Origin of the sequence: Frondihabitans sp. 4ASC-45, assembly GCF_049472575.1 — a bacterium.
GTDB lineage: Bacteria > Actinomycetota > Actinomycetes > Actinomycetales > Microbacteriaceae > Frondihabitans.
In genome coordinates, this window is the sequence record NZ_JBCEBN010000011.1 from 1 (window position 1) to 20743 (window position 20743).

Here is a 20743-nt window from a genome sequence, read left to right on the forward strand (position 1 = left end):
CGTGTCGACGCGACACACGTGTCCGCGGTCTCACCCGCCCACTCCAGTGGAACTGTCGACGTCGTCGCGACCACCGGCGGAGCCTCCTACAAGCCGGTCAGCACCACCACCGCGGCCAGCTTCCGCTACAACGCCAACCCGGCCATCAGCACCACCTCGCTCCCCGCCCCCGTCGTCGGCCAGGCCTACAACGGCCAGGTTGTCGGAGGCACGGCCGCCGCCGGAACACTCACCTACGCCGTCTCGTCCGGATCCCTCCCCACCGGCCTGTCCCTCGACAGCACCACCGGCACGATCTCCGGCACCCCCACCACCGCAAACACCGCCACCTTCACCATCACCGCCACCAACGCCTCCGGATCCGACAGCAAAACCTACACACTCGCCGCGAATGCCGCTCCCAAGATCGTTACGGGGAACTTCCTGCCTGCGGTGGTTGGCAATGCGTATACAGATCAGATCAGCGCCACAGGCACTGGGACAATCACCTATTCGGTCTCGTCCGGAGGGCTGCCCGCAGGCCTTTCCCTCGACAGCCGAACAGGGAAAATCAGCGGCACCCCGACAACAGAGGGAAGCTCTTCGTTCACCATTGCGGCCCTGAATGACATTGGCACCGACTCGAAGTCCTTCGTTCTCGCCACCACAACGGCACCTTCGATAACTACCTCGAAACTCATTGACCCAGTCGTCGGCAAGGCCTATAACGACCAAATTTCTTCGTCAGGCACAGCCGCCATCACCTACGCCGTTTCGGCCGGGTCCCTCCCCGCAGGCTTGTCTCTCAGCAGCAGCGGCGCCCTAAGCGGCACCCCCACAACCGAAGGAAGCAGTTCGTTCTCCATTACAGCTAGCAGCGCCTCGGGATCGAATACCAAGGCATTCACCCTTGTCACGACCGCTGCACCATCAATTACGACGACAGGCCTTGCGGCACCGCTGGTAGGAAAAGCGTATAGCGACCAGGTCATGGCAACAGGTACAGGGACGATCACCTACACCGTTTCGTCCGGCGCGTTACCGGCTGGCCTTTCGTTGGACGGCCGGACCGGAAGAATCTCCGGCACGCCCACCCAAGAAAGCACCACCATCTTCACAATTAGAGCCTTGAACGCCACTGGATCTGATTCCAGGTCGTTTACCGTGACCACCTCAGCGCTCCCCTCCATCGTCACCCTGGCGCTTCCTCTAGCAGTGACCGGAAAGGATTACTCCGAGAAGATCTCGACCTCGGGAACAAGTCCCCTCACCTTTGCGATTTCGTCTGGACAGCTCCCGGCGGGGCTGTCCCTTGACTCGAGCACAGGCAAAATTTCGGGTGCTTCAGCGTCAGAAGGGTCGTCCACTTTCACAGTGACTGCCACGAACGCAGTCGGATCGGACAGCAGGTCCTACACCGTGGTGACAGCAACAGCACCGACAATCACCACGACGGCGCTGGGAGACGCAGGCGCATTCAAAACCTACAACTCGACGATCTCGGTCGTCGGTACGGGACCATTTACTTATGCGGTGTCCGCGGGGACTCTTCCCGCGGGTTTGACTCTCGACGCAGCATCAGGTGTCGTGTCTGGCCAAGTTACTAATGCGGGTAGCTACACCTTCGGCGTCTCTGTCAGCAACGTCGCCGGGACGCAGACCAAGACTTATACGATCGACGTACTCGACGCCCCTGAGATCTCGACCACAACCCTCGACGATGCAACCATCGGCTCCCCCTACGTTCAGGTCATCGACACCACCGGCGCCGGAAGCATCTCCTACGCAGTGTCTGACGGTTCGCTTCCTGAAGGGCTCACCTTAAATGCTCGGACTGGCGTCATCACAGGTACTCCGACTGCTGACGCATCCAGCATTTTCACTGTAACTGCCAGCAACGAGCAAGGCTCCGACTCTGTCCAGTACACCTTGGTCATCCGCACCAAGCCAATCCTGTCGACCTCTGGGGTCAATGACGGAGTCATCGGATCTGCCTATCTGCAGCAGCTGGCCGCCACCGGTAGCGGAACCTTGAACTACAAGGTTGTTTCGGGTGCTCTCCCGGCCGGCATCTCCCTCGATGCATCGACCGGCGTCATTTCCGGCATTCCGACCACCTTCGAAACCGCCCTGTTCGCAGTTCAGGTTTCAAACCAATACGGCACTGACACAAAGGTTTTCAGCACCTCAGTGCACACACCGCCCAAGGTAATCACGGCCTCGGTGAATGAGGGCACAGTAGGTAAGAAGTACTCACAATCGATCGCGGCCACCGGTGAAGGCACCCTGTCGTACACCATGTCCGTAGGTGCCTTGCCTTCGGGACTCACCCTGGATAGGGCCACTGGCGCCATCACCGGCACCCCCACTCAGGGCGGTACATCCACATTCACGGTCACCGTTGTGAATGCGTTCGGATCCGCATCGAAGACGTACACGACCACCGTGCACACGCCTCCGACCATCAGCACGGGAACTCTTGCTGCTGGCACCGTCCGTGGGGCCTACACGCAGACAATCGTCGCGTCGGGTGAGGGCACGCTCAGCTACGCCGTCACCAAGGGTGCACTCCCGAAAGGCCTCGTCCTAAACAAGGCCAGCGGCGCCATCACTGGCACCCCTACTAACTCGGGCAAGTCGACCTACACGGTCACCGTGACCAACAAGTTCGGCAGTATCGCGAAGGCGTTCACGGTCAAGGTCGCTGCGGCGAAACTGACCGCGTCGGTCCCGGCAGGCAAGAAGAAAGCCGGCTCCAAAGTCGTCGTCACCGTCGCGGGTCTCGAGAACGGTGAGACTGCCACGCTGAAGCTTGGTAGTACCAACTACGGAACGGTGAAGGCCAATACGGCCGGTGTCGCGAAGAAGACGGTCGTCCTGAACGCCAAGCTGAAGGCAGCGAAATACAGCTTCGTCGTCACGGGTTCCAAGCACGGCAAGACCGCGGCCAAAGCCGCGATCACCGTCGTCAAGAAGTAACCCCACGAGCAAGCGCCCCACAGGAAACCCTGTGGGGCGTTTGTCTGTTCACACCATCCCCACCGATACCGCCCTCGACAGCTGCAGGTCCTTACCTCGCGTGACGCCCATCGATCACACCCAGAACGGGCAGGCCTCATCCTTGAGGCTGTGAATAGCTCAGTAAAACCGCGCGTCACCGCATTTATTGCGGCATAGACCTCTGTTTAGGGCTCTCGTCCCCCTACCTCCGTGCAATGTTTTGTGAGCTGTTTGGTCACAGAACGTGGACCTGAAGCAGCCCTCAGTCATCGATAGTGCGTGCAGCGGTCCTAGTGTTCGCGACGTCGTCGACGACCCCAAAGCTGGGCAAGAAATAAAAGCGTGAACGAACCGACGATGAAGATGGCAACGCGAATGCCTCTTGAGGAAAAAAACGTTGGAGCGTGCTGTTGAGCCGGCAAGTCAGGGCTTCCCGCAGCCGGTGTTGGTGGCGCGGCTCCTGCGGAAGGGGCCGGCCGCCCGGTGCTGGCTCCTTCTGGGGAAGCAGCCTGTCGGCCCGTGCTGGCTCCTGCGGGGCCCGTTGCTAAGTCGGGTGTATTCGGTGTGCCGGTCGGGTTGGCGGCCGAGGCGGCCCTGGACCTGATCCCTGGTTCGTCTCGCGTAACGCCAGTGGAGGCGTCCTGGCTAATTGCCGGCGAGTCATTCAATCCAGCGTTGCCCTGAACAGGGACAGCGCCCGTGCCTGCGCCATCGCCATCGCCATCGCCATCGCCATCGCCATCGCCAGTAATGGTAAAGACGGTGGTCCTTGCGGTCGAGTAAGCGGTGTGGGCAGCAACGAAGTGGCGACCTTCATCGCCGCTGTGGGTCTGGAACGTGAAACGAACGGCGCCACCGCTTGTGGCCGTTGCCGAACCGAGAACGCGTCCTCGCGCATCCAAGGTGAACGTCACGTCGTGTCCCGCAGGAAACCCTGCCCCCGTGATTGATTGGCGGCCGCCAATGGTTTGAGTGGCGAAGCGGGCCGTTACCGCGGGAATGGGCGACACTGCTTTACGCGAGTCGACAAGGAGCAACTTGATGGCGTAGATATCCGCGCTGTTGGATGGGCCTGACGCTGCCTCGTTGTACGCAGCGTTGCTGGAGAAGTACGACATGTTCACGGCCAGCCGGTCCTGGGTGAGTGACAAGCGGTACGTCGTACCTGCGTTCAGGCGTGCTCCAACGTAGGAGGACCCTCGAGCTGTGGCCCAGGAACCGGTATGGGGCATCGAGACCACATGTGCGGCGATGGTCTTTCCAGTGTGGTCGTCGGTGACGCGCAGCATTTTTGTTGCTCCGGTGATGCCGGTGGTGACCGGCTTTCCGACAGCGGCATCGGTTTGGACGAGGTACTCACCCGTGACTTCCGGTGTGAAGGTGGCCCGAAGGGTGTCCGTGGGGGCTGAGCCCCAGTTGGCGTAGTGTCGCCGGTCGGCGAGCCCGGCAAGGTTCCCGCCGACGGACGTGAAAGCGTCAGCAGTGATGGTTGTGACCCTGTCGTTGTCCTTGCCCCACCAGCACACGGGTTTGGCGTTCTGTGACGCGTTTCCGCTGGATCGGTAGTGGAGCCGCACGGTGTAGCAGTACGAATCAGTGTCCGCATCCTTCGCTGCTTTGTCAGTCCAGGCAGTGGTTGGCTTAACGTCGCGGGCGATGACGTGCCCGTCGCGGAGGACATCCATCGTGACCTTCCGGAGATCCTCGTCCGGGAAAGTCACACCAAGACGCAGGTTGGTGGGGCTGGCTTCTTGCGTGATCGATGTGATGGCCGGGGTGTGCGGCCCGTAAATCTGCTCCGTGTCACTCAGGTCGACGGTTGTGTGAGCGGCAGCTGCGGCACGGGGGTTCGCGAGCTCAATGGTGAGTGTGGAGCCACCTGACTTCAGCATCGCGTCGTTAATTGCTGCGCCGGGTTTCAGGCGAACTCCGTCAAGCGTCATCGCACCCACGCGAAACATTCCCCGGCTGGCCGAGTCGGCGGGCAAGCGCAACCGGGTGGTCAGCATTTTCCCGTGAAAGGTGACGTTTTCTAAGCTCAGGGTGGAACTGTCGGGAAAGTACTGGTGTCGTATTTGAGAAGGTAGGGCCGGCTGGAAGGTGAGCCCCTCCGTGGTCGCAGACATGCCGAAAATGCTTTGCTGGAACACCGAGAGCATGCCGCTGGCGCTCCAAAGTTGCCGCTTCGAGTTCGTCGCTGTCGCTAAGGACCCGTCGAGAACATCGGAGTTTTCCATGTTCGACCCCGACAGGGCTGCGAGGCGAATCATGGAGTTGGTACTTGCCGCCGACACGGCGTCGTTGCCCGTGATGGAAGCTGCTCGAGCGAGGTACGCACTGACGAATGGCCACATGCTGTTGTTGTGATACGCCCGAACGCCTTGTTGTTGGGGCCAGAAAACTGGTGGTCCGAAAGGAGTCAGCGGGTACTGGGAAACAGCCAGTTCTGCTTGTTCCGCCGTGGCCACCCCACTGAGTACCGCAAGAGAGGTTCCGAGAGCGTCGTACCGGTCGGCAGCGGAGTCATCGAGGGCCGTGGTCTGCATCTGGCTGAACTGGTGAGCGTCCGCAAGCCAGAATTTTGTTCTGATGCTTTCTTTGAGGCTGGCGGCCCAGGCGTCGTAGCGTCTCGCTGCGGTCGTGTCGCCGCTGGCGGCAGCGAGCTCGGCAGCGACGCTGATAGCGGTGAAGTGATCGACGTTTGTCGACAGTGCTTTTGAGGAGCCGATGGCGGCCGGGTCGTTTTTCGTCCAGTCGGGGTAGCTTTGCTCCCTCCAGTCCAGAAACGACTGCTCCCCCATGTAGAGGCCTTGTGTCGGATCAAAGACAACGGCTCTGTCGTGGTTGATCGTGTTGTGGATGGCTTCGAGTGCGGTGCGCGCGAAGTCCTTCTGCTCGTTGCGGGGGAGCCAGGGGAGAATCTCTGCTGCGCCGAGGGCCCACACGACTCGATCCGTCGATGCCGGATAGCTCCCACCAGTGCCGGTGTCTTGAATGATCTGGGTGTCGCCGGAGCCGTCTCGTCTGTCGCTGAGCTTGAACAGGAGTGTGTTCTTCATGCGTTCCGGGTCGATGGCCGTCAGGCCAAGGTCGGCGGAATAGGAGGCGTCTCGTGTCCAGACGTACGGCCATTTCGCTCCCGTGATGTAGCAGCCACCGGGACAAGGGATTGGTGCACCCTTGTTGTAGGCGGGATCTTTCACGGTCGTGGCCCGGTCGAGTTGGGCGTCGTCGAGGGCCATCGCGTACATGCCGTCAAGGAGCGCAGATCCTCCGCGCAGACGGGGCAAATCCGGGTCCTCCGTAAAGGACCGGTGAGCACCGGTGCTGTCGGTGAGGACGTAGTTACGGACGCAGGAGTCTCCTGCGGCCGTGAAGGTGATCTCCGCGGATCCGGTCGAGTCCTGAAACGTACTCGAGGATCCTGCCTCGCAGTTCCCCGACAGGTTTGTGCTCTTCGGGCTCGGGGCTGCGTAGGACGCATCAGCGCCCGCGGTGCCGCTGAGGGTTCCTCCAGCCATCACGATCGCGAGTGCCAGAACGCACCATTGCGCCTTCGCCACAAATATCTCCTTCGATACGCGTAGTCAGGACCCGCCGTGGACAAAGGAGCTAGGACAAGGAGGGGCGGAGACACGCAGAGCCAAAAGTAGCAGAATGGTACGTTTTACGCTGTTTCTCCTATATTCACCACCGGGTTAAAGTCTGTTGGTGGGCCGAAACGGCTTCTTGCTCGAGGCCAATCCGGCAGGGGATTCGGATGCCGCAGTTGTCGGCAAATCCATGCCGATTCCCGTTTCATCTCGACTCTGATGGAGGGGTAGTTCGCAGTTCTTTTTTTGGAGGTCATAGTTATGCAGAACCCGATACGTCCGGGCATGCGAGTCACTGGGTTCACGTATGTTCCTGTGCCCAATCGGCATGTCCCTAAGGTGATGGGTCTGCTCGTCGACCTCGATGCAACCGCGTCCACATCCCCGCCCTCGGGCGTCTCTGACTTGGGTGATGATGATTCCGCTCCGGACGTGGACTATGTGGGCCCAGACGAGGAATGGTCGGAACAGATGCTGGCTGAGTTCGCGGCTATTACGACCGTGTCGGGGAGAAACATCGGCAGGGCCATGACGGTGCTTGCCCAGGCGACGGTGGAGCGTCGGTGCCGGGTGTGGATGACGAACACCGACCTCGCGTCTCGGGCCGAGATCAGTGTGAAAGGACTCACGATTGCATGGTCAAGGCTCCGTGAGCATCTGACTCGAGGCGGATCTGGCCTTCCTTCACTGCTTCCGGTGACGGCCCGAACAGGTGCGCTGCTTCCCCCGCCCCGCGGCAACTCTCTGCACTACTCGTTCCGATCGGTCGCGCAAGCACACAGATGGCTCGAAGTCATAACATCCAGCTAGTCCATCGAGCGAACTGCGACGACTCACAAACCCAAGTCCAAGGGCGCTACCGCTGCGGATCTAGGGCTATCGACTTCCTATCGGGGCAGCATCCTGGGCACCAGATCTTGGCCATGTCTCCTACGCTCATCGGGCCATTGTCCAACGCATGGGAAGACCCGCACCAAGTCCCATGTATGCGTTTCCCACGCTTGCTTCGAGCGTGGCTCGAAACAGGAACCGGACCGATTCTCCAGCTCTTGGGGCTGCCGGCATCGATAATTGAGATTCCGTTGCCCGCCCCAATGCGGCCGCCGTCCCCGAGAAAACCGTTCGACCACTCGATGTGACCGTGAGCCAAATACGTGAGCACAAATCCTGGGCTGGAGCTGCGACTACGAGGCCGCCCGAAAGTGTCTGTGAGCAGCCGCTGACTGGAACGAGCTCCAACACGTGCGCATCGGTGGTCCCTAAGTTGGAAATCACTACAGGAGTGGTCACCGTCTTGCCGGGCGGCATCTCCAGATCCCCGCCCAGCTTGTTGATGCCTCCACACGTACTTGCATCAAGAGTCGCCACACTGCCCGAGGCGCTGGTGCAGACCACTCCCCCGCTTTGTTCCACCAACGTCACGGCCCCCCGGGCAGGAAATACGCCTATCGGGACAACAAGAGACCCAACCCCTGTAAGCGACAGAACCAACCACGCACTTGTGCCGGCAGCCACCCACACTGGCCACCAGGCACGCCTACGTCCGCGTACACACGGCCTCAAGATCGGCATAACAATCACCCCTGATCGTCGGGGACCTGACCTCCCCATGCCATCACACTGAGGCATTCCCGTCCTCGCCGCACTCCCCCATTCTGGGAATGGTCATGAACGCAGACGACGTCCGCGCTTTTTTTAGCAAAGGGCCGACGCAATCCGTTTGCCGCCGGCGCCGGTTCCTGCCTGCCCGGCGAACAACAAGAGACCGCGACCCGCTTTAATCCTCGGTGCACCTGAACAGGTACGCAGGTAGTGATGTCCGCTACCCACGGGCAGGTGATTCACCGGTCTTCAAGGTCGACGTTCCATCCGACGCCAGCCTGCCCGGAGCGGCGATTTCAACCCACCATATGTGCCGCGCCTCCACTGCGTTCATCTACCGGACCCCCAAAGGGGGGACATGAGAACGATTTTCTGCTTTACTCACTCCATGACGCGAATTACTGCATTTGTGCACAAAACGTCCATAGAGTTGGCCGTGAGGTGACGGGGACCCGGCTCACGCGATGGGTGAGCGCTTGCGCTGCCGCCGCTGTGTGCGCCATCACAGTCACTAGTGGCGGCGTGGCCGCCCACGCTGCCGATGCTTCGGATGGATCGATGGACGTACTTGTCCAACCTGTAGACGACAGTCAGTCTTTGGAACCGCAGTCTGCCGCCGGTGACGCAGACCAATTCAAAGAAGACAACCCTCTGTTCTGGCTTAAAAAGTACGCGGAGGAGGCCTACTTGGGCTCCGACCTTGGAGACGCGGAGCACCCGGCGAAGTGGGGCACCCTTCGTGCAGAGCAGTTCAACTTTGATGGCATCACCATGGGACCGGTCAGTCTTTGGCCTGCCGCGAAGTGGACATCCGAGAAGGTTGGGAAAGAGCAACCGCTCTCGGGCTACACGCGCCAGCGCATTACGTGCCCCTCATGGAAGCTCTACACGGACCACCCGTCACCCGATTCTTCCGTCATCACTCGCGAGGTAGTAGGGCGCGAAACGAGTGCGGTTGATGTCGGTTCCCTTGAGAAGTCGTTTGCGCCGGGTAGTCACACGAAATTCCAAGACGCCATTGCGACTGCGATGGAGTCAGATCTGGGCATCAAGGACGAAACCGGCGAATCGCAGTTTCTCGATCACGTAGCGGCTGCGTGGGCAACAGCCACTGGAAAGGTCACCATTATTAGGTCCGTCTCCAAGGCCTTCGGCTCGCAAATTCCGTACGGTGACCAGCTCAGGAGGCCGGTGGAATGCACCAAATTGGTTACCGAATTTTTTGACGCACCGAAGACAGTCACTCTCCACGTGTGGCAAAGAATCGACGGTAACTTCACCTTTGACATACCCCGAGATGCTCGAGACGAAATACCGGACAACGCGGGGAATTTCCACAAATACAAGGTGACGATGAGTGCCGCGACGGCACTCTCCGGACTCTCCGACAATCATTTTCCCGACCAATCAGGGAATACGTACCGGCCCTACCAGCTCGGCTCCCGAGACCACTTAGCGTCGCAGACCCTCGACTTCCCCTACAAAGAGTTCCGGGTCCTCGAGCACCCCGGCCAACCCGCGACAGTTGAGGTCCATCGAACGGTTGAGGTAACAGTTCCCCACGTTTACCCGAAGACGACGCTCTATGAGCCCGAAGGCCGGGGCCAGTGGTCCGCTGTACCGATCATCCCTCCCCCTGACCTTGAGCCTCCGTTCAAATTCAATAACCCATGGCAAGGCTCCCAAAACGGATTGTTTCCGACGCCGTAACTGCCAGGAAGCACTACTCGGACCTAGAGCTAGCGAGAGAGATGACTTCGAAGATGATCAAAATCACGACCGGTCGGTGGGTAAGCGTGTGTGCTGCTGCCGTTGTTTGTGCGACCGCCATCAGCATGAGCGGACCAGCCGCCTATGCGGCCGATGCACCCGGCGAACCTATGGATGTGCGCGTGGAGCCAGTTGAGGACAACCAGCCAGGAGCGGTGCAGCCCCCAGCAGCCGGTGAAAGCCTCGACGTCTTTAAAGAAAATGATGCTTTGTACTGGCTCGGGCGGTACGCGCAAGAAGCGTATTCGGGCCTCGATTCTTCTGACGCCCAACACGGTGGCAAGGAGAACCCCCCACGAGTAAATGAGTTTGATTTCGATGGAGTCACCCTGGGTGCCATCACGGAACCTGTGACATGGACATCCGAGAATCTCAGCCAGCCAGAAAAGCTTTCTGGCTACGGACAGGAGCTCAAACAGTGCATACCACGGGCGAACGACCGCGAATCCACTGGCTGGCGCCCCAAAAAAGCACTCACTGTTATCACTCGCAACTTAGTGGGAACCGACACGAGCAAGGTCGACGCATCGAGGATGGAGGAACCTGTAGCTCCTGAAACCCAAACTGCGTTTGAGAAGGCCATTTCGGCCGCAACCGATTCGAAGTTCGGCACCGTAGATGAGACCAGTGCCTCAGAATTCGATGAGGCCGTGGCTTCCGCTTGGGCAGACGCCCTTGGAGATCTAGCCATCATTAGGCCGTTCTCGAAGACCTTCGCCCAGGAAGTTCCAGCGGATGAGCCAGCTCTTGTCAACAAGTGCGTAAAGATGGTGACCGAGTTCTACCAATTCACGCGCACAGCCACTGCCAATGTGTGGCAGAAAATTGACGGGGACTTCAGCTTCCAACTCCTGCGAGATGCCGAGGACAAAACACCGGCAGGTTTCGGGCGGTTCAAGAGCTACAAGGTGACTATGAGTCCCGCGACAGCAATCTTTGGGCTTTCCACCGGGGAGCTACCCAACCAGTCGAAAAGTATCTACCAGCCGTATCTGGCCCCATCTGCTGACCGCCTCAAGGCGCGGACTGCAGACTTCCCCTCCGGCGAATTCCGCGTAGTCGAGGAACCCGGGCGTCCCGCGACAGTTGAGGTGCACAGAACCGTAGAGGTGCGAACGCCCATCATCGTTCCAAAGACCTCCTTCTACGTTCGCAACTACGACTACAACTGGGATCCAGTCAACCTCAAACCCGAACCGCAGTATCCGTTCAAGATGTCCAACCCATGGGCAAAGGAGCCCTACATAATCGCGGACATCGATCCAGACAAAAGTGCGGACGCCGGTCCACAGGACTGAACGAGGGGACGAGGGGTTTCCTCATCTCGTCCCTCGTCCTGCCTCACGAATCCAGGCTCCAGCCACCGGTGCGCTTCTGACACCCAAGACTGGCTGAGACTGCTTGCTACATCGCCCAGAACACTGACTGCTCCGTTGCAACCAACCGATGGCTCGTGACGTCTATTGCGGCCCGGGCCGCCTCCGACCGCATCCCCAGGCGCCACTTGGCATCAGACAACCAAATCGGGCCCGGGAACGCGTCCCGGTGAACGACCATCTAACAGGCATACCTTCCTCGGACACCCCGGGGGGGTCATACCTCCGGGCGCGTCAGCTAGGAGCCAGAGGATCGCATCGCGTTTCACAGCTTCGCCCCGCGCCAGCCACAACCATCGTGCACAGCTCCGAAATACTTAGATCAACCTCGATACCCCTCAAATGGGGGCCTTTTGCTCTATTCTTCCACTTAGTTCGGCGAACCCGCCGGTCGACCGGGAAGTGGATAGAAAAGTCAAGGAGTCAACGCAGAGATGTTCAGTGCCAGAACTAAGTGGGGGGCGCGGGCTGGTATTGCCACCGTCGTTTGCGCGGTCTTCATGACAAACGGTGGGATGGCCGCTAGTGCTGACGATGCCTCAAACGGCACGATGAACGTTCTCGTCAAACCAATCGCTGATGGCGAGCCGATGGCACCTAGCACTCCCGTCTCCAGTGATACTGATGCGCTCAGGGAAAGCGACGCCGCGTTCTGGCTTAGCAAGTATGTGGACGAGGCCTACGCCGGCTCTGATGTGCCAGATGCACAGCACGCCGCGAGCTCACTTACGAGCCGTGTCAAGCAACTCGACCTCAGCGGAATCACTATGGGAGCTGTCACATCTCCCGTGACATGGACATCCGAAAAGGTCGGCGAGAAAGACCTGCTTCCTGGCGACACTAAAGATATGGAGTGGTGCCTCCCCACAGACGGCGGGATCGGAGCTGGAATAGAAACGGTCCCTCTGGACTCTCCCCCCCGAACGACGGAATCTTTTCTCGTTATCCGCAACTTGATAGCCCAAGAAACCAGCAAGATCGACGCGTCCCACTTCGACAAAGCAATCGCACCGGATACGCAAACGGCATTCCAGAACGCCCTTTCGTCCGGTATCGAGACAAAGTTCGGCATCAAAAACGACACCGACAAATCGGAGTTCGTGGATGTTGTGAACTCCGCACTAGCAGCGAAACTTGGCAACACACCAGTGATTTGGCCGGTCTACAAGAATTTCGACTTGCGGTTCCCTAGCGGCATACACCTGAACCCCGGGGACTGCGTCATAAGCAACCTCAACGTCTACCAGACATTGAAAACGGTCACTGCTGATGTGTGGCAGCGAATGGACGGCACATTCAACTTCCAGCTGGCACGGGACGCGCGAGACACAACCCCGCCCAATGTGGAGGGGTTTCAGGGTTACACGGTCACAATGACTCCATCAACGGCGATCTCCGGCATTTCCGGCGGTCTCTTTCCCGACCAATCTAAGAACTATTTTCAGCCGTACCAGCTCGCCTCTCGCGATCACTTACTGTCTCAGACCCTCAACTTTCCCGGCCAATCGTTTCGAGTGACCACGGAGCCAGGACAGCCCGCAATAGTCGAAGTGCATAGAACGGTGAGCGTAAAAATACCCATGCTCTCCGCGGAAATCACGACCTATGTTCACCCCTACCGGAACCACAACATTCAAACTCTTATACCCATCAAGCCGGATCCTCCGTTCGAATTGGTCAACCCCTGGCAAAGAGATCCTGACAAGCTGATCGAGCCCTAGACGGCGCGACTTCAGGACTGCAGCTCGAGTCAGCGGAACTCCTTTGAGGTTTTGGGGCGTCCCGGGTCGTGTGTTCGTCGACCAGGGTGTACGAGTACCAGCCGGGAGCAGCCGACGTTCCGGCAGGCTGTAGCGCCGCAAGCCGCTAGGACCCCCAGGGGATTCTCCTTCCGGGAACCTCGCCCAGAGCGACCCCCGCGAAGCAATGTTGTGGGTCTCGCTCAGCTGGGAGACCAAGGAAGTCAGCACCGATCGGTGCTAGTCGCCACTGGCGAGGACCCCCTCTCCCGCGCCCCCAACCGCAGCGACGACCACCGAAGACACCACCATCACCGACAGAGTGCGCCGCTACGTCTTTGGGGGCAACTTCTCCCCTCGGGGAGTCGCACCATCCTCCTCTGGAAGCTAGTCGCCCAAGGATTGTTCGGACCCCCACACAGACGGGGCAGGATGGGAACAATCTCGATGGGCTTGCACCTGCCACCGTGACCCCACGCTGTGGCTCTTAGCCGAGATAGCTGTCCCTAGTTAGCGCCCGGCCACGGGTTGTAGAACCGGAACGGATGCTGGGGTTCAGGGTCAATATCCACAGAATGGTAGGTGAATTCGTCACCGACAGTCTGGCCGTCGTCTTGGACGTAGTAGGACGTTTTCGAGTACAAACGGGGAACATGCACTTCTACGGTTCTGTGCACCTCAACTGTCGCGGGACGCCCGGGTTCCTCGACTACGCGGAATTCGCCGGAGGGGAAGTCTGCAGTCCGCGCCTTGAGGCGGTCAGCAGATGGGGCCAGATACGGCTGGTAGATACTTTTCGACTGGTTGGGTAGCTCCCCGGTGGAAAGCCCAAAGATTGCTGTCGCGGGACTCATAGTCACCTTGTAGCTCTTGAACCGCCCGAAACCTGCCGGTGTTTTGTCCTCGGCATCTCGCAGGAGTTGGAAGCTGAAGTCCCCGTCAATTTTCTGCCAGACGTGGGCAGTTGCCTTCTCTGTGACCTGGTAGAAGGTGGTCACCATCTTCATGCACTTCCCGCGGAAGATCGGCGCACTGGTCGGGACCTGTGTGCTAAAGGTTTTGGTGACGGGAATATCCATCTTCCGGTCCGTAAATCTCGATTCCCACGCTGACAGAACAGCTGCGACAAAGGGGTTGCTGGTCTCGTCTTTGATGCCAAACTTCGCTTGGGTCGAAGCTCTGATGGCTTCCTGGAACGCAGTCTGACCGTCAGGTGCGGCCGACTTCTCAGCAGAACTGACGTCGACTTTGCTGGTCTCGATACCCACAACACTGCGAATAATTTCCGTAGTTTCTTTTTTCGGGTTGTAGCTCTCGTCGTGTTCCCGGTGAATACACTGCCTCATTTCCTGCGTGTAGCCAGGGAGGGATTCTTCTCCGCCAGGTTCCTCACTTGCCCACATCACGGGACCCCGAACAGCACCCATAGTGATTCCGCCGAAGTCAAGCTGCTGCACTCGAGGGGTGTCCCCTTCCGCCTCGTTCCGCGCATCAGAGCTGACGTACGCTTCATCTGCGTACTTCCCGAGCCAGAACAGAACATCGCTTTCCTTAGAGTCGTGGATGCCTGTTGAGGTAGGGGGCTGCGACGCGAACGACGAGTCATCTTCGATTGGCTCTATAAGGACTTCCATTGCTCCGACTGACGTGCCGGCGGCCCTGGCAGCCACTCCGCCGCTAGTTACTGTGGTGGCGCACAGAACAGCGGCAACACAAGCGCTGACCCAACGAGCAGTGCTGGCACTGATCATTCTTGGGCGCCTCTTTCCTCGATTACCCACATTTGTGGTTATTTGTGTCATCGAGGCAGTAAAGCAGAAAAGCGAGGAATTTTGGCCTACTTTTGGGGGCCATGCACGCATTTCGATAGGCGCAATCGAGTACGCCGAAGAGCACGTTGCCCTGCCACAGGGCCTTGATCCAGGAGACGGCATCAGCTGGTCTCACTGCCAAAAGTCCTACGCACGACGCCCCCAGCCCCACCGGAGACAACTTCCATTCGCGCGTCCCATGCGTCTCGAAAAACTAAAGATTTTCGAGACGTCTCAGCCGCCCTTCGGTGGCAAGTGACGGTCGACGCCACTCCCCCGCATCTGAACCGAATCCGCGGGACTCATAGTTGTCTCGGAATGTTGTCTCACAACTTTTCGTCGTGTCGCCCATTTTCTAGGGTTTTCTGAGACATGATGGCCGGATGAGGCTTCTCGGCTACACCCGCGTCAGCACCACCAACCAGGACCCACAACTTCAGATCGATTCACTCCTCTCTATAGGGGTCGAAAAAAGGGACATCTTCTCTGACATCACGTCGGGCCGGAAGAACGCCGCCGATCGGCCCGGGATGCGGAAGCTACTCGAGCACGCCACCGACGGAGACACCCTCGTCGTCTGGCGAATCGACCGCCTTGGCCGGTCCCTCCTCAACGTCCTCAACACCGTCTCGGGACTTCGCGACCGCGGCATCCAAGTCAGGTCTGTATCCGACGGCATCGACCCGGCCACCCCGACGGGACGGCTGATGCTGAACATGCTGGCCACCCTCGCCGAATACGAACGCGAGCTCATCGTCGAACGCGTCCGAGCAGGCGTTGCCGTCGCCCAAGAGGCCGGCACGCAGTTCGGACGCCCGAAGACTGATCCCGCTGTAGTCGCAGAGAAGCTCGCGATCGTGGCCGCCGCTCGAGCACAAGGAAAGACAGCAGAGAAAGCCGCCAGCCTTGTCGGGTGGAGTCGCCCGACGCTCTATCGACACCAGAACGCCCATGCTGCCCGGACTGCACCCGCGGCGAGCGTCTCGTGAACACCCGATGGCCATCCGTGCTGGTCACAGTCGGCGCATTCGGCTCTTACGGTGTCGGGGTGGAAGTCGCCGTTGGGTACGGGTAGCGCGTCACCCCGAAGGTGAAAAGGTCGCCAACGCGAGGAATCTGCGTGATCTTGTTCCGCGCGTCTTTATGGGCGTCCTTCTGGAGTTGCAACTTGTCGCCCTGCGCAACCGTCATTACGGCGACAATCAAGACGTAGCCTCTGGGTAGAGTCTTGTCCTGCGGGCTCCCGTTAAAGCCCAGGCACGACACTTTGTGCGAGTTATCAGGGTTGACGTCGCACTGACGCTGGGCATAGAACTGGCCAGAGTGGTCTGCATTGGACGACCAAGTCCAGACGACGTGGTCAGTGTCGAGGTTGTCGACGGAGGCGTCGAGCTCGTACTCTCCAGTGAAGACGAGCGGTGTGGCGTAAGCGTCTTCCGGCATCCAGGAGTATCCCGTCACGGCGATTGCCTCGGCGCCGCCTCTCCCTGGCTGGAACGGGCCGAGGATGGCGCCCGCTAAAAGGCCGATCACGAGTGCGGCCACGGCGACGGTGATCGTGGCTCGTTTTCCGCCGTCCGGCGTCAGGCCCCGAGACCACTCTGCGACGAAAGTCCTGGCACCCCAGATGCCGATGAGTGTGGCGAGAATGAAGACTGCCACCTCGAGCGGGTAGATCCATGTTGGAGTCAAGGCGAGTGATGTGGAGGTGGCGACCGCACCGTAGAGGAATCCGGTGGCTGCCCAGCACGCGTATGCGCGGCCGAACTTCGGTGCGGCAGTGGTGGCCGTCTCGTCGGTCGTAGACATGGATCCGGCGGTGGGGTCCGTCGCAGAAGGCGGGCTCTCTTGGCTCATGATCGGACAGTAATGCCTGGAACACCCAGTGCGAGGGGGACTTTGGAACTTGTTTCTCGTGACGGCTGTGAGCACTTCTAATTGGGGTCACCCGTCCCGGAGTAAAACTCGGAAATGAAGGGACTGCTGAGGGTTCGGTTGACTCCGATCAGTATGCCGGTCAATGCCTGGCGAAACTAGCGGCCGAGCCTACCGCTGCAACATCTACATCGTCGCCCTCGCCTGCCGGATGGCAGATGGTATTGCGTCAGAAGTGACACGTTAGACGCACGACCGACGGTGTCAGCGGGTCCCAGTACGGTGGAGGAGAGCCGAGCACGAGGAGAGACATGACTAACAACCCCACACCCCAGAACGACGAAAACATCGACCCTGCACCGTGGAGTGAGGCCACCGATCCTGACGGCTACACCCTCAAAGACATTCGTCCCAAAGACTACGAATTCAACGCTCTCCTCAACTTCTACTTTGGATTCGACGACGAGTATCCCGATGGTTCCATCGGGCTAACGGTTGCCTCGAATGGTGTGGTCGTCTCTGGGGCTGCTATCAGCCGCACGGCCTGGAGCGCAGCACTTGTCGACCAGGTCAGGCAGGGTGGCGGCGACGCTACAGCTCCCCATGTCGAGAAGATCTACAACGAGATTCAGGCCATCAAAACGGAGGGTGCGCAGAAGCGCCGCGACCAAGATCTCCCCGAACGCGCCCGGCGCTTCCTACACATGAAAAATGCGCGACTTATCGCCGGCGGCGAGACCATCAATGTTCCCTTGTGGAGAGGAAGTCTCTCAGACATCAGCGGGTGGTCGATGGGAACTGCGACGCCGCAGGCGTAGCCCATTCCCTCGTCGGCGCGCGTCCTCGCCTGGTGGAAAGTTCGGGCTTTCGCCGCGAGGGCCGCGCGATGCCATGGGATGGCTTTTTTAACCTGAACGAGCCTGTGCCAGCCTCAAGCATGAAGGCCCTCACTAAAGCCTGAAAGCACAGTGAACCATCCCCGGTTTTTATGTCGCCAGTGTGTTGGCGGCCTCCGGAACGGATGAACGACTCAGGACCACGGAGCAGGCGGGCCGTTATTGATTCCGAGCCGAATGGCGGCGTCGTTGTGCATGGCGAGTAACTCCGCCATGGGCACAGCAAGCTGCTGGCCCTGCCGACGTCCTTTCCCTCTGGCGAACGGACAGAAGCGACAAGCCCCGCCTCGGTTGCAGAGTGGCGATATCGTCCTGCCACCCCGGCCACCGGAGGGATTCGTAGAAGCTTGTGGCCGCACCAGCGAGCATCCTGGCCACGAAGGCCGCGTAGCCCAGCTCGGGGTCCTCCCAACCCAGAGAGTCGACCGAGAAATGGTGAACGGAGCCGTTGCCTGTGCCGAGGTCGCCCCCGTCCAGGGCGAAGACGCCGCCCAGCACGTCGCACGCGACGACGAGCAACCCGTCGGTGCCAGAACTGGCCTGGTCGAGACCAGGCAGGCCTTCGGGGGTGGAGCTACCTCCGAGGAGGCGCAGCCACCCGTCGTCCACGAAGACGCCGGAGGTGTTGCAAGCGAGCGCGCCAAGCTAGGAACTCGTGCCGAGTCCCAGCCTCACCCCGGTGGGTGAGTTTTCGTGTGGTGGGCACACCACGACACTTAGGGAAGAGGCTACGATGAGTTCCGAAAAATCTGACCCTCCGTCACGTTGAGCGTCGACCATGTATCCCAAAAGCAACATCGAACACCTGAATCCACCGGATACTTTTGGCACATAGATTTGGAAATCCGGGTGTGACGGGATGGCAGGTCTCACGACCTCGAGATCCGACACTCGGTGGGACATCCCATATCCCTAGGGTTACGAGACCTCATGGCACCTTTGGTCTTCGCACTAGCAGCTTTGCAGAAGCACCTGTTCGCGAGACATAATCATGTTGGGGGCAAGCAGAAGCGGTGAAGATCGCATTGTTTAGAGGCGCCCCAACATCCGACGCCCCGAAGTTGAATGAGACATGCGATGACGCTTTCACTGGACGACCTTCTAAACGAACTTCACGATCGCACCAAGGGCAAGTTCGAAAAAAAGCCGACGGTCGTGACCAAGAATGATTCGTTCGACGTGGAGAACCTGCCCGTCGATAAGGCGGAATGGCACGCAATTGACGACGTTGTGTGCGTGTACTTCGACCTCAAGTCCTCGACGAATTTGGCAAAAGGTCGTCGACCTGAAAGCACTGCCAGCATTTACGATGCCGGCGTTGGTGGCGTCGCCAAGGTCCTGCGTGAGTTCGATGCACAATTTCTGGATATCCAGGGCGACGGGGGTTTTGGTCTCTTCTGGGGTGACAAACGCTTTGAGCGGGCCGTGACTGCAGGAATCAGTATCCGCACTTTCTCGCGAGACTTCACGTCCCAGCTCGACAAAAAATGGCCCGATGCTCCTTCAACTGGATTTAAAGTTGGTATTGGCAGCGGGTCCCTGATGGCGAAGCGCGTCGGGCTGCCCCGACACCTTGAGTTTCAAGAGCCTGTATGGGCCGGCAATCCTGTCAACTACGCGGCCAAGGCCGCGCAACAATCAGACCCAGAACGAATGAGCGTTACGGGGAGTGTTTACGACAACATCTCAGCGAACGACTTCATCGTCTTTTCGTGTGCTTGCGGGGATCCAAGCCTTTTGTGGGAATCGGTCACGCTCGACAAAATTCCTGACGACGAAAAGTTTGGTCAAAGTCTTGGCTCCTACTGGTGCGAAAACCACGGCGAAGAATACTGCAGTGCCGTACTCGCCGGAAAATCACACCGGGACGACGTCCCCGTCTCCGAACGGGAGAAGAAAAACCGTCTAGCGGAGGGAACAGTTCTCACCCACGCCGCATTGAAGTCACGCGTAAAGGAGCGGGAGCGCACTCGCAGCGTGTTCGCCGGACTGGGACCCGAGCGGTGACGCGCCGGGTATCCCGCACCGAGTCGGCCCTTGTTGAATCATTATTAAGTGAGGCGCGTGAGGAGTTAGGCCGGGCCGACAATAAGGCTTCTATCCTGCTCGCTGCATCCGGGGTCGTCGTCGGCGCCCTTATCGCAGCCGTTCTGGCGGGGAGTTGGAGCCCCTCGGATCTTTCCACTCTCACAGCTTGGATCTGGTGGCTCGCGTGCGGTTTCCTCGCTGCCGGAATCGCATGTTTCGGGTCTGCTATCTACCCCCGAACCACGCGCCCCGCGAAGCTCCCCGACTTCGTCGCGTACTTCGGCGACGTGGTTGTTTTTGAGCATCGGGCTGATCTCGAGCAAGCCTTATCAAGAACTACGGACACTCCCGGAAGCCGAAATCTGGACCAGCTCGAGTTGATCTCGAAAATTGTCTCCAAAAAGTACCTGTTCTTACGTCGAGCCCTTCTCTCGTTCACTTTCGGTGCTCTTTTATTGGGTGCCGTTGCGGTCCTAACGACTGTTGGCTTGTAGGTCGACATAAATTCGTTCCATCCTTGTCCTAAAACCGATGTGTGCCGAAACCCATGGGACTTAGGAGCAAGCGGCCGACAAGGGGCTGGCCCGAACGCTTGGGATAGAGCACAGACGACGGATTACCCGTTGCGTCGCTTCGGCTCCGCACGCGTTGAGCGAAGCGGGTCCCAAGAGCTACTTCACAGACGCACAGGTGTCACGAAAACGAACAGCTTCAAATCCGTCAGCTTCTTGGGGTCGAAAAACGCACTAGCCCCGTTTGGGGGTAGTCACGTTTACCTACCGGACGGTACGGTTCGATTAGGCGACACCCGATGGGGTTACAACGGGTGCCGTCAGATCACTCTTCGTTTGCCGCCGTTTCTGAGGCGGTATTTGTTGCGCCTCTGAGATGCGTGACGGTTTGGGGCTCCTCCATGTCTGTTTTCGTCCAACAACGCCCGTCACGAATGCGGGGTGCTCTCCGGATTGGGATTGTGGCCGCATGTACGGCTGCTTTCATCGGGGGCATGGCGCAGCCTGCCTCCGCCGCCCTTCCCGCCGGCCCAGCGTCCTACGGGGTCACGGGCTCTCGTCC

Annotated in this window: 11 protein-coding genes and 1 pseudogene; 8 read left to right on the top strand and 4 right to left on the bottom strand. The window is 59.5% G+C overall.

All coding sequences use genetic code 11. The features are described 5' to 3' along the window. Positions 1-18: 18 nt before the first annotated feature. A complete protein-coding gene (locus VH571_RS15020; protein ID WP_423265221.1) occupies positions 19-2958 on the top strand; it encodes a beta strand repeat-containing protein in 2940 nt (979 codons plus the stop codon). Positions 2959-3269: 311 nt separating this feature from the next. On the opposite strand, the gene VH571_RS15025 is transcribed toward VH571_RS15020, so the two are convergent. Next, on the bottom strand, positions 3270-6542 hold the full coding sequence (locus VH571_RS15025) for a hypothetical protein (RefSeq protein ID WP_423265222.1): 3273 nt from the start codon (positions 6540-6542) through the stop codon (positions 3270-3272). A 2154-nt stretch (positions 6543-8696) separates the two neighbouring features. On the opposite strand from VH571_RS15025, the gene VH571_RS15030 reads away from it, so the two are divergent. The 3 genes from VH571_RS15030 (at position 8697) to VH571_RS15040 (ending at position 13041) form a co-directional block, all read left to right on the top strand. Further along, positions 8697-9884 (top strand): hypothetical protein, encoded by a 1188-nt coding sequence (locus VH571_RS15030; protein WP_423265223.1) that lies wholly within the window; start codon positions 8697-8699, stop codon positions 9882-9884. Positions 9885-10066: 182 nt separating this feature from the next. Next, the gene (locus VH571_RS15035; RefSeq protein ID WP_423265224.1) at positions 10067-11242 is read left to right on the top strand and encodes a hypothetical protein; all 1176 of its coding nucleotides are present in this window, start codon (positions 10067-10069) and stop codon (positions 11240-11242) included. Positions 11243-11871: 629 nt separating this feature from the next. After that, complete coding sequence (locus tag VH571_RS15040) at positions 11872-13041, top strand: hypothetical protein (protein ID WP_423265225.1); 1170 nt, start codon at positions 11872-11874, stop codon at positions 13039-13041. Positions 13042-13565: 524 nt separating this feature from the next. Here the strand turns inward: VH571_RS15040 and VH571_RS15045 are convergent. Beyond that, positions 13566-14693 carry a hypothetical protein gene (locus VH571_RS15045; RefSeq protein ID WP_423265226.1) on the bottom strand — a complete coding sequence of 376 codons (1128 nt, stop codon included), beginning with the start codon at positions 14691-14693 and terminating at the stop codon, positions 13566-13568. Positions 14694-15253: 560 nt separating this feature from the next. On the opposite strand from VH571_RS15045, the gene VH571_RS15050 reads away from it, so the two are divergent. Next, positions 15254-15859, top strand: a complete 606-nt coding sequence (locus VH571_RS15050) for a recombinase family protein (RefSeq protein WP_423265227.1) — start codon at positions 15254-15256, stop codon at positions 15857-15859. 46 nt (positions 15860-15905) lie between these two features. Here the strand turns inward: VH571_RS15050 and VH571_RS15055 are convergent, their stop codons facing one another. After that, positions 15906-16679 (bottom strand): hypothetical protein, encoded by a 774-nt coding sequence (locus tag VH571_RS15055; RefSeq protein WP_423265228.1) that lies wholly within the window; start codon positions 16677-16679, stop codon positions 15906-15908. Positions 16680-17056: 377 nt separating this feature from the next. On the opposite strand from VH571_RS15055, the gene VH571_RS15060 reads away from it, so the two are divergent. Next, a complete protein-coding gene (locus tag VH571_RS15060; protein WP_423265229.1) occupies positions 17057-17563 on the top strand; it encodes a hypothetical protein in 507 nt (168 codons plus the stop codon). A 237-nt stretch (positions 17564-17800) separates the two neighbouring features. Here VH571_RS15060 and VH571_RS15065 read toward each other — a convergent pair. Then, a pseudogene (locus VH571_RS15065) lies at positions 17801-18274 on the bottom strand (DUF2625 family protein); the annotation flags it as partial. A gap of 444 nt (positions 18275-18718) precedes the next feature. On the opposite strand from VH571_RS15065, the gene VH571_RS15070 reads away from it, so the two are divergent. Continuing rightward, positions 18719-19648 (top strand): hypothetical protein, encoded by a 930-nt coding sequence (locus VH571_RS15070; protein WP_423265230.1) that lies wholly within the window; start codon positions 18719-18721, stop codon positions 19646-19648. Continuing rightward, positions 19645-20163 carry a Pycsar system effector family protein gene (locus VH571_RS15075; protein WP_423265231.1) on the top strand — a complete coding sequence of 173 codons (519 nt, stop codon included), beginning with the start codon at positions 19645-19647 and terminating at the stop codon, positions 20161-20163. Before VH571_RS15070 ends, VH571_RS15075 begins: the two co-directional genes overlap by 4 nt. The last annotated feature ends 580 nt before the right edge of the window (positions 20164-20743 follow it).